Genomic DNA, 10,245 nt, shown 5'->3' with positions numbered 1-10,245 from the left:
ATTAACATGATACCGAATATCGTTTTATTTGATTATCATAATAGTCGCGCCGCATCTTGTGTGGTTAATTATCTTGAAGGGTATCAAGGTTACTTACAAGTTGACGGTTATAGTGCTTATGGTAAAACAACAGCAAAAATAGCAGGTTGTATGGCACATGCACGTAGAAAATTTGTTGACGCAAAAACGGCGCAAGGGCAAAATAAAACAGGTAAAGCAGATGTTGCCCTAAATCTTATCGGAAAACTCTACGGTATTGAAGCTTCGCTAAAAGACAAAAATGTTGATGAAAAATATCAAGTACGACAAGAAAAATCAAAAGCGATTATCGATAAACTTCATGTCTGGGTAATTAACATTAAAGACAAAACCCCACCGAAATCAAAACTGGGTGAAGCAATTACTTATTGGATGAATCAAGAACACAAACTTATAACTTATCTAGAAGATGGGCGTATTAATATAGATAATAATCGCGCAGAACGTGCAGTTAAACCGTTTGTGATAGGTCGAAAAAACTGGTTATTCTCCAATACAGCAAAGGGAGCAAAAGCCAGTGCCATGCTTTATAGTATTATTGAAACGGCCAAAGCCAATGGTTTGTTAGTTGATAGCTATTTGAATACTTGTTTAGATGGACTTGCCAAAAACCCTGAGAGTATTGAGCACCTGCTACCTTGGAACATTAAACTAGGCTAGATGCATTTCACCAGACGCTTACATCTAAATAACACTTAATCCATTTATTTACGCTAGTTCTACTTAACTTCAAAAAACGCGCTATTTGAGTGCGATTTTTTCCATCTATGAAGTGGGAAACGCCAAGTAAGCGAATTCTAAGTCTTGCGTTAGTAATTGATGCAACTATTTGAGTTATATTTTATGATCTAATAACCTTCCTTCGTTAAGGTTATTAGATCATAAAATTATCGGAATTGGTATAAAGCAAGCTAGCGCAGTGTATGTTGGCAACCCTATAAAAAATTAAAAGAAACTTAATTGAATTAGAAAAAAGTTTCTTTCAAAGTGAGAGTTAAAGGTTGAATTTTCTTTCATTTGATATTTTCATTAAGTATTTTCCATACCCTGATTTTAAAAGAGGCTTTGCAATAGATTGTAAAGTTTCTTTAGATATCCAGCCATTTCGAAATGCAATCTCTTCTAAGCAAGCAACTTTGAGCCCTTGCCTATGTTCTATTGTTTGAACAAAATGACCAGCTTCAAGTAAAGAATCATGCGTACCCGTATCTAACCAAGCAAAGCCTCGACCTAATAACTGTACATTTAAATTACCTTGATCTAAATACATTTGATTTATAGTGGTTATTTCCAACTCACCTCTAGACGAAGGTTTGACTTGTTTTGCTATATTAACTACTGAATTATCATAAAAATATAATCCAGTAACCGCCCAGTTTGATTTAGGCTTAACAGGTTTTTCTTCTATGGATAAAGCGGTGTAATCATCATCGAAATCTACCACGCCAAAACGTTCAGGATCTTTTACTTGATATCCAAATACCGAAGCTCCGCTGGGTTTATTTGCGGCTGACTTGAGTTTTTCAACAAAACCTTGGCCATAGAAAATATTATCTCCAAGCACTAAACAAACACTATCATCACCAATAAACTCATCACCAATAATAAATGCTTGAGCTAAGCCATCTGGATTCGGTTGCACAGCATAAGAGATATTGATTCCTAATTCTTTTCCATCCGATAATAAGCGTTTATAGCCATCCATATCCTCAGGTGTTGAAATGATTAATATATCTTTTATACCCGCCAACATTAATACTGATAGCGGATAATAAATCATGGGTTTATCATAGACTGGTAGTAATTGTTTTGATACGCCTTTTGTTATTGGGTAAAGGCGGGTGCCTGATCCTCCAGCTAATACAATTCCTTTCATGTTATTTACCCTTTAATCCTAAGCGTTGCGTCTGATAGCTACCATCTAAAATTGGTTGCCACCATTGTTTGTTATTTAAAAACCAGTTAATTGTTTTTCTTAACCCTGTTTCAAATGTTTCATTAGGAATCCAGTTCAACTCTTTCTGTATCTTCGAAGCATCAATAGCATATCTGATATCGTGCCCTGGTCGATCAGCAACAAATGTAATTAATGATTTGAAATCTGTTATACCGTCAGGTTTTTCAGAAATAATTTCATTTAATATGTCACAAATACTTTCAACAACTTCTATATTAGCTTTCTCATTGTGACCACCAATATTATAAGTTTGGGCAACGTCTCCATTTTTCAGAACCGTCACTAGCGCATTAGCATGATCTTCTACGTATAACCAATCTCGAATCTGAAGTCCTTCCCCATATACAGGGAGGGGGTTGCCATTTAAGGCGTTGATTATCACTAAAGGAATTAATTTCTCAGGGAAATGATTTGGTCCATAATTATTAGAACAATTAGTAATTAAAGTGGGTAGTCCGTATGTCCGTTGCCAAGCTCTTACTAAGTGATCTGAAGATGCTTTTGATGCTGAATAGGGACTACTTGGTTTGTAACTTGTTTCTTCAGTAAAAAGATCTTCAGGTCCTTCTAAATCACCATAAACTTCATCAGTAGAAATATGATGGAATCGAAAAGACACTTTTTGATCTTCTGGGAGAGATAACCAGTATTCTTTACTTGCTTCAAGTAAATTATAAGTACCAATAATATTAGTTTCTATAAAAGCAGCTGGGCCATCGATTGAACGATCAACATGACTTTCTGCAGCTAGATGCATTATAGCATCAGGCTTAAAATCTTTGATTGTTTCAGTTAATAAATCTTTTGAGCAAATGTCTAACTGTTTAAATATATATCGCTCATTTTCTTGATGCTCAGCGAGTGAACTTAAATTTCCAGCATAAGTTAATTTATCAATATTTAAAACAGTATCTTGGGTTGTATCCAACAAATGTCTGATAACTGCGGAACCAATAAAACCAGCTCCACCAGTAACAATAATTTTCATTCAGATTTATTCCTTGTGAGTAAACGAATGTTTACGAGATGAACTTTAGGGCTAAAAACAAGCAATTTAAGCATCGAATTCTACTTGATCCTTTAATAAATCACAAATGACTGCTGTAATAATATCAATATTAAAATTTGATTGTTATAATCGTCCGCTGTTTGCATTTTTTTATATAGAAATGTGTGAAAGAAGTTTTAAATTATTAGATCTTAAATTATTTAATTAAGCTTTGGTAAATATATGTATATCTCTGTTTTATAGGAACACTAAACTTGAATCCTTCATTAGTCAACATTTCTGAATCGAATCAATATGCATTGATTACAAGCAATATGTATCGTCCTAGTATCGGTGGTATTGAAAATTCACTTTATCATTTAGCTCAAGAATACAAAGCTCTGGGATATAAAGTTATTATCGTAACGAGTGATATCAATAATTTGAATACAGATTTACCTGATTATGAAATAGAAAATGGTGTAGAAGTATATCGCTATAGAGCATGTTCAGGGCAAGGTGTTTTAGGTTTTATTAAACAAGTACGCAATGCATTCAATCTTTATAAAAAACTTTTAAATAAATATAAACCTAGTGTTGTTGTATGTCGATATCATTTTAATTTAGTGTTACTTAAGCTTGCTGGCTGTAACAACATAGCCTACCTAATTCCTGGTGTCGTTAAAAATGAAACGCAAGCTAGCATGGCGCAAGGATTAAGCGGTTTTTCTAAATTAAGAGCTAAATTATCATTTAGCTTTCATGTGAAGCTTCAAAATCTGGCTTTAAAACAAGCAAATAAACTATTTGTTTTTAGTCAAAATATGTTATCACAGGTCAGTGAATTAACTAATCGCCAAGATATAAAAGTAACTAAACCAGGTGTATCGCTTAGTCGTTTTTATCCTCTAAGTAGAACTGAAAAACTGATTGCACGTAAATCTTTAGGTCATGATACTGAGCGGCATGTGTTTTTATGTATTGGTCGACATGTGAAGGCAAAAGGTTTTGAAACCGCGATACGTGCAATAGTTGATGCGAATAATAGCAATTTGGAGCTTTGGTTGCTCGGAGATGGGCCTTTAACTGATTATTTTGAATCTTTAATTATTAAACTTAAATGTCAAAAACAAGTCAAGTTAATAGGCCGTCAACAGTGCCCCGAACAGTATTATAAAGTAGCTGATACATTTGTAATGTCGTCAATTTATGAACCGTTAGGACAAACGATATTAGAGGCGTTAGCAACTGGTCTACCTATCGTTGCAGCACCTAGTACATCAAATGTTGTGACTGCAAGTAATGAAATTATTGATACTGAACATAATTTCTTTTCTCATGAACATAGCGTTCATGCATTTAGTCATGAATTTAAAAAAGCATCTCAATTGTCTGATGATGAATACAAAAAAATAAGTGAGTTTAATCGAAAACAAGCCGAAATTCGCTTTAGTTGGGCGGCATTAGCAAATGATTTGATAGCTGAAACCTCAAATTCTACATTTAAAGTTGAGAGTCGCTAATGCTCGCACTAAAAATTAAATATTATACTCTACGAATTTTACAAATGTTGACTATAAATCGCTGCTTTAAAAATACCATAGCAAAGTATCATTCGGATTTGAATTTGGCAAAATATCGTGCCCAAGGTGCTGAAATTGGTGAAAACACATTATTAATTGAATGCAAATTATCAGGTTCAAGCAAAGGGGATAAGTTTCATATTGGAAGTAACTGCACAATTACCGGGGTTACTCTTCTTGCGCATGATGCATCTCCCACGCTTTTCTTACCTGAATTAGTTAACTATAAACCTTCTTATTTACCAGGTTCCCGTTCTTCATATCGCAACCCAATTACAATTGGCAATAACGTTTTTATAGGTTGGGGAAGCATTATTTTACCAGGTGTCAATGTCGGGTCTAATGTGGTCATTGGTGCAGGTAGTATTGTTACAAAAGACATTCCAGATAATTCTGTTGCAGCAGGTAATCCTGCAAAAGTGTTAAAAGATATTGAGTCTTATAAAACCAATTATTATGAGATATATAAAAAGTATCCGGAGCGATTTTAATGCTTAATTGTAGTAAGCCGCTCAATGTTAGTCGAATATCAAAAATAAATGTCATTCATCATATTATTATGTGGATGCTCTGTGGTTATCTATTAATTGATATTATCTCTGGCTTCTTTGTAATTCAAATGGGAGTGGACTTAAAGTTATCATTACTTTATAAAATGCCTCTTTTTTTAATTATGTTACTAATGATAGCCTTGTATCAATTAAGTCTTTTTGTAACATTATTCTTTGTTATTACTTTGTTGTTTGTAACACCGTCAATTGAATTTTTTAGAGCCTCTCAAATTTCATTTTTTGCTACGGATATTGGTTATATTATTAAAATACTAATGCCGCTTACAGTGTTCATATATTTAGCTTCAATCTATAAAGTAGCGCCTCGTTTTACTGAAAGATGGACTCGATTTGCCTTATGGACCAATTTTTCATTTTTACTTTTTAACCTGGGACTTGGTGCTTTAGGTTTTGGTCGTTCATCGTATGCTCTTTCAGATGACGAAGGTGTTGGATCCAATGGTTTTATTTATGCTGCAAATGAGTTAGGTCCCACTTTTATTGTTTTGTTTGGGTTTGTTTTACATGTAATTTGGAATAATTATAAAAAGTTTTATATCCCTATGGCTGTATTAACTTTGTTATGTGGTATTTTAGTTGCAACCAAAACAGCCATGTTATCAGCTTTTTTATTGGTGTTTTTAATTCCTATATTTAATGAAAGAGAACTTTTTTTTCGATTAACTTGGTTGAAATTAAAATTATTTTTACCCGCTGTAATTATAATAATTACTTTGATAGTTTTTATCATTGATTTCTTAGAAGCTATTGGCTTATATGACAGAGTTATGTGGGTCTTTTCAGAAAAAGGAATTGTTGGTGTTTTATGGTCAGGGCGTGATATTTATTCGAAAGACTTAATTGATATATATATATATCAAAGTACTCTTTTTCAACAAGTCTTTGGCCAAGGGAGCGGCGGTGTTGCAGAGCACTTACCACGAAAATACTCAGCAGAGGTAGATGCGATCGATTCTTTAGTTTGGTTTGGATTTTTTGGTCTGCTAACCTGTCTAAGTATAAATTTTTATTTTATAAAGCAATCAGCCAAATATTTATTACATTCTAAAAGTGTAATTGCTCCCTGTGTTTTATTAGTCAATTTATTATTACTATTTTTATCGCAAATTAGTGGGCATGTTTGGATGTCTGGTACTTTAGGTATTAGTTTAGGTTTATTAAATGGAGTGCTATTGATTGACTATAAAAAGAGTGAAGAAATGAATGCGTAACTTTCTCTTAGTGACGGTTTGGATCCCTACCTACAATCGTAAAGAGATGCTAGAAAGATCACTAAAATCAGTGCTTAATCAGAATTATAAATCAATAGATTTGTTTATTGTTGATAATGGCTCCAGAGATGGCGCTGCTGAAGTAGTTGAAAGTTATATCAAAAATCACATAAATATAATTTATCATAGATTTGATAGTAATAAAGGTGCGTGGGCTGCTAGAAACTATGCCATAAATAATTCAAATGGAGAGTTAGTAACGGGTTTTGATGACGATGATGAATTTTTTGAAGGTAGAATTGAGCAACTAGTAAGTGCCTATGATGAAAAGCATGCTTTTGTATGCGCTTGTTTTTACTGGGATTGTGGTGTTTATAGAAAAGAAAAAATAGATCATGACTTAGAAATTAGTTTACACGATCAACTTAATTTTAACCAAGCATCAAATCAAGAACTTGTTAGTAAACAACGCATGATAGACATCGGCTTGTTTGATGAGGATATGATATCATGTCAAGATTGGGATGTATGGAGACGCTTAATTATAAAATATGGAGTGGCTTTACGTGTACCAACACCATCTTATATAGTCCATACTAGCTATAATAAACCTAGAATTACGGGTAATATTAATAAAAGGCTAGCAGGATTAGAGCAATTTTATAAAAAGTATCATACTCTGATGTCTCCTCAAAATAGCAAGTGTTTTGCTTTTTTAAAACATTATAATTCAGAGAAAAAACTCAACCTCTTTGATTTTTATAAATTATTTAGTTGGTCAATAAAAGATCAAGTCATTCGTTATTTTATTGCATTTTATTTTCCTCAACTTGCCAAGAGACGTTTAGAGCGTTTGCGTTAAAAATAGGTTTCACATGAAAAAAGTATGTTTTATTTCTAATTTATTTCCCTCTAAAGAAGACCCTACCTTTGGCAGCTTTGTAGGTTTAAGTTTTGAGCAATTAAAAAAAATGGGGTATAACTTAGATCAACCTATTGTTATGGATGCAAGACTGGGAGCATTTAAAAAATTATTTGCATACATCAGTTTCTTTTTCAGAGGATTAAAAGCTACAATAAGTAATAAATATGATTTTTATTATATTCATTATTTAACATATTCTACTTTGTGTTTATTACCTGTTTTACCTTTTAAAAAAGTGAAATATTTAATAAACATACATGGAGATGACTTGGTGGGTACCCGGTTAATTCATAAAATCATGGGCTTTCCATCACCTTATATTTTGAAACATGCTACTGCAATTGTTGTCCCTTCAGCATATTTCAAGCGAAGCTTATTAGAGCTACACCCAAAAATAGCTGAAAATAAAGTTGTGATATCTGAATCTGCTGGTTTTAAAGAAGCGATCTTTTTTCCTAAACCTAAACTTAAAAAAGAAAATAAAAAAATACATTTTGGTTATATATCTAGGGTTGATGAAGGCAAAGGTTGGGAAGTAATGCTTGAAGCTCTGGCTATTTTAAAGGAAAGTAATTTAAATGAAATAAACAACTTAACCTTATCAGTTTACGGCGCTGGATCTCAAACTCAGGCATTTGATTCTATGGTGCAGGAATTTGAGCTTGAAAAAATCGTGACATATTACGGCCCATTAGAACAATCAAAGCTAGGTGAAAAATACAGAAGTTTTGATTACTTTTTATTTCCTACAAGGCGAGAAAGCTTTGGTTTAGTTGCTGCTGAATCTTTAGCGTGTGGTACACCTGTAGTTTGTAGTGAAATTGAACCTTTGACAGATATTGTTTTTGATAATAAAAATGGTTTTCTTTTTAAAGACGGTTCAGCTGAAGATTTATATAAAAGAATATTGCATTGCTTTTCTATATCAGAAGAAAACTATTCTTCTTTGGTAGAAAATGCAATCGATTCATCTAATTCATATAAGTCTGTAAAAGTAAGTGAAACTTTGTATAAAAATATGAAGTCTCTATTTTAGGGTTTTAGATAAAGTTTAATCGTATAGTATTAATAGTTTTTTTGTTTTTTTGTTTTTTTGTTTTTTTAGGAAGTTTAGTTAGTGAGAGATTTAAGTCATTTTAATGTTACCCCATTTGGTTCTATATCGCATATTATTAGCCATATAAAAAAACAGCATAATAATGAGAATGCTTATCACATAATAACGGCTAACCCTGAAATTGTTTATGAAGCAATAGTAAATAAAGAGTATGGTGATATTTTTCATTCTGCAAATTTAGTTGTTGCAGATGGAATTGGAGTATCGGCTCCTCTATCATGGAAAGGTTACCCAAGTGAACGTATGCCGGGTATTGAATTATTCGAAGCCTTAATGCTTGATAAAGAACTTGGTAAGAATGGTGTTTATTTAGTGGGAGCTAAAGCCGAAACTGTAAGCAAGGCTGCAATAAATCTATCTGAAGATGGCATCAAAGTTTGTGGTTATAGAGATGGTTTTTTTCCATTAGATGAAAGCTCTATTTCTAACTTAGTACAAGAAATTAAAGAATTAACCCCATCAATTGTCGCTGTTGCAATGGGGGCGCCGCGTCAAGATATTGTCATTAATTTATTAAAGTCAAAAGGAGTAAATACTATTGTAATTGGTGTTGGCGGTGCTTTTGATGTATTATCTGGTGAAATAAAACGTGCTCCGAAGTTTATTCAAAAAATAAAATTGGAATGGCTTTACCGTTTATTAGGTGATTTAAAAAGATTGCCTCGATATAAAAAGATTTTTCAATATTTCATTTGGTTATTTAGAGGTTAACACTTGATTAAAGTACTTACTGTATTTGGTACCCGTCCAGAAGCGATAAAAATGGCACCGTTAGTTTTAGCTTTGGATAAAACTAACGGTATTGACTCTAGAGTTTGTGTTACTGCACAGCACCGAGAAATGTTAGATCAAGTATTAGAACTTTTTAAAATTAAACCTGACTATGACTTAAATATCATGAAGCAGGGTCAAGACCTTTCTGACATAACAAGTAAAATCTTGTTAGGTTTACGTCCTGTTTTAGGTGAGTTTCAACCTGATTGGGTTTTAGTTCATGGAGATACGACTACTACGGTCTCAACTTCATTGGCTGCATTTTATAAACAAATTAAAGTAGGGCATATAGAGGCGGGTTTACGTACGGGAAATATATATAGCCCTTGGCCTGAAGAAGCTAATAGAAAAATTACAGGAGTACTGGCAAATCGCCATTTTGCTCCAACAAAAAGCTCTGTTAATAATCTATTACGTGAACATGTTAACGAATCAGATATTGTAACGACAGGTAATACGGTGATTGATGCTTTATTGCAGGTTAAACATCAAGTTTTAACTCAAAAAGAAATAAATGAATCATTAAATAATCATTTTTCAGATCTTATCGACAAACCATTTGTTTTGATTACAGGGCATAGAAGAGAGAGTTTTGGTGGTGGGTTTGAACGTATATGTGAATCAATATCTCAATTAGCAGACAAATATCCAAATTTTAATTTTGTTTACCCTGTTCACTTAAACCCAAATGTGCAGGAACCAGTTAACCGTTTATTGGCTTACCATTCAAATGTAAAATTAATTGAACCTCAAGATTATTTACCTTTTGTTTATTTAATGGATAAGTCATATTTGATCCTTACAGACTCTGGTGGAATACAAGAAGAAGCTCCTTCCTTAGGTAAGCCTGTATTGGTTATGCGGGAAACAACTGAACGTCCAGAAGCAGTTGATGCTGGAACAGTTAAGCTTGTCGGTACTGACGTAGACCTTATTGTGTCTTCAGTTTCTCAATTGATCAATGATAAAAACGCCTATCAAAAAATGAGTTATGCCCATAACCCGTACGGTGATGGTAAAGCATGTGAAGTAATTATTAACTCGCTATTACAAAAATAGCGTTTATTGTACTGTTAGAT

11 protein-coding genes are annotated in these 10,245 nt (G+C 33.0%); 8 read left to right on the top strand and 3 right to left on the bottom strand.

The window, feature by feature from the left end; genetic code table 11:
• A partial coding sequence (tnpC, locus tag BM088_RS22585) for an IS66 family transposase (protein ID WP_143085142.1) occupies positions 1 to 699 on the top strand: 699 nt, incomplete at its 5' end.
• A 7-nt stretch (positions 700 to 706) separates the two neighbouring features.
• On the opposite strand, the gene BM088_RS28150 is transcribed toward tnpC, so the two are convergent.
• The 3 genes from BM088_RS28150 to rfbB form a co-directional block, all read right to left on the bottom strand.
• Complete coding sequence (locus tag BM088_RS28150; RefSeq protein ID WP_425439330.1) at positions 707 to 835, bottom strand: helix-turn-helix domain-containing protein; 129 nt, start codon at positions 833 to 835, stop codon at positions 707 to 709.
• Between the two features lie 198 nt (positions 836 to 1,033).
• Positions 1,034 to 1,915, bottom strand: coding sequence for a glucose-1-phosphate thymidylyltransferase RfbA (gene rfbA / locus BM088_RS22575; RefSeq protein ID WP_091990198.1), 882 nt, complete (start codon positions 1,913 to 1,915; stop codon positions 1,034 to 1,036).
• A gap of 1 nt (position 1,916) precedes the next feature.
• Positions 1,917 to 2,984: a dTDP-glucose 4,6-dehydratase gene (gene rfbB, locus BM088_RS22570; RefSeq protein WP_091990195.1), complete on the bottom strand. Its 1,068-nt coding sequence runs from the start codon at positions 2,982 to 2,984 to the stop codon at positions 1,917 to 1,919.
• Between the two features lie 275 nt (positions 2,985 to 3,259).
• Between rfbB and BM088_RS22565 the strand changes: the two genes are divergently transcribed.
• From BM088_RS22565 to wecB, 7 genes are all read left to right on the top strand, one after another.
• Complete coding sequence (locus BM088_RS22565; protein WP_091990192.1) at positions 3,260 to 4,507, top strand: glycosyltransferase family 4 protein; 1,248 nt, start codon at positions 3,260 to 3,262, stop codon at positions 4,505 to 4,507.
• A gap of 104 nt (positions 4,508 to 4,611) precedes the next feature.
• Entirely contained in the window at positions 4,612 to 5,058 is a 447-nt protein-coding gene (locus tag BM088_RS27950) for an acyltransferase (RefSeq protein ID WP_281247189.1), read from the top strand.
• A complete protein-coding gene (locus BM088_RS22555; protein ID WP_091990187.1) occupies positions 5,058 to 6,350 on the top strand; it encodes a hypothetical protein in 1,293 nt (430 codons plus the stop codon). The genes BM088_RS27950 and BM088_RS22555 overlap by 1 nt, the downstream gene beginning before the upstream one ends.
• Positions 6,343 to 7,212 (top strand): glycosyltransferase family A protein, encoded by an 870-nt coding sequence (locus BM088_RS22550; protein WP_091990185.1) that lies wholly within the window; start codon positions 6,343 to 6,345, stop codon positions 7,210 to 7,212. Before BM088_RS22555 ends, BM088_RS22550 begins: the two co-directional genes overlap by 8 nt.
• A 13-nt stretch (positions 7,213 to 7,225) precedes the next feature.
• Positions 7,226 to 8,311 (top strand): glycosyltransferase family 4 protein, encoded by a 1,086-nt coding sequence (locus tag BM088_RS22545; protein WP_091990183.1) that lies wholly within the window; start codon positions 7,226 to 7,228, stop codon positions 8,309 to 8,311.
• A gap of 81 nt (positions 8,312 to 8,392) precedes the next feature.
• Positions 8,393 to 9,103, top strand: coding sequence for a WecB/TagA/CpsF family glycosyltransferase (locus tag BM088_RS22540; RefSeq protein ID WP_091990182.1), 711 nt, complete (start codon positions 8,393 to 8,395; stop codon positions 9,101 to 9,103).
• Between the two features lie 6 nt (positions 9,104 to 9,109).
• Positions 9,110 to 10,225, top strand: coding sequence for a non-hydrolyzing UDP-N-acetylglucosamine 2-epimerase (gene wecB, locus BM088_RS22535; protein ID WP_091990201.1), 1,116 nt, complete (start codon positions 9,110 to 9,112; stop codon positions 10,223 to 10,225).
• Positions 10,226 to 10,245: the final 20 nt, after the last annotated feature.

It is taken from the genome of Pseudoalteromonas denitrificans DSM 6059, from assembly GCF_900112265.1.
GTDB classification, from domain to species: domain Bacteria; phylum Pseudomonadota; class Gammaproteobacteria; order Enterobacterales; family Alteromonadaceae; genus Pseudoalteromonas; species Pseudoalteromonas denitrificans.
This window is presented reverse-complemented; position numbering and strand designations above follow the sequence as displayed.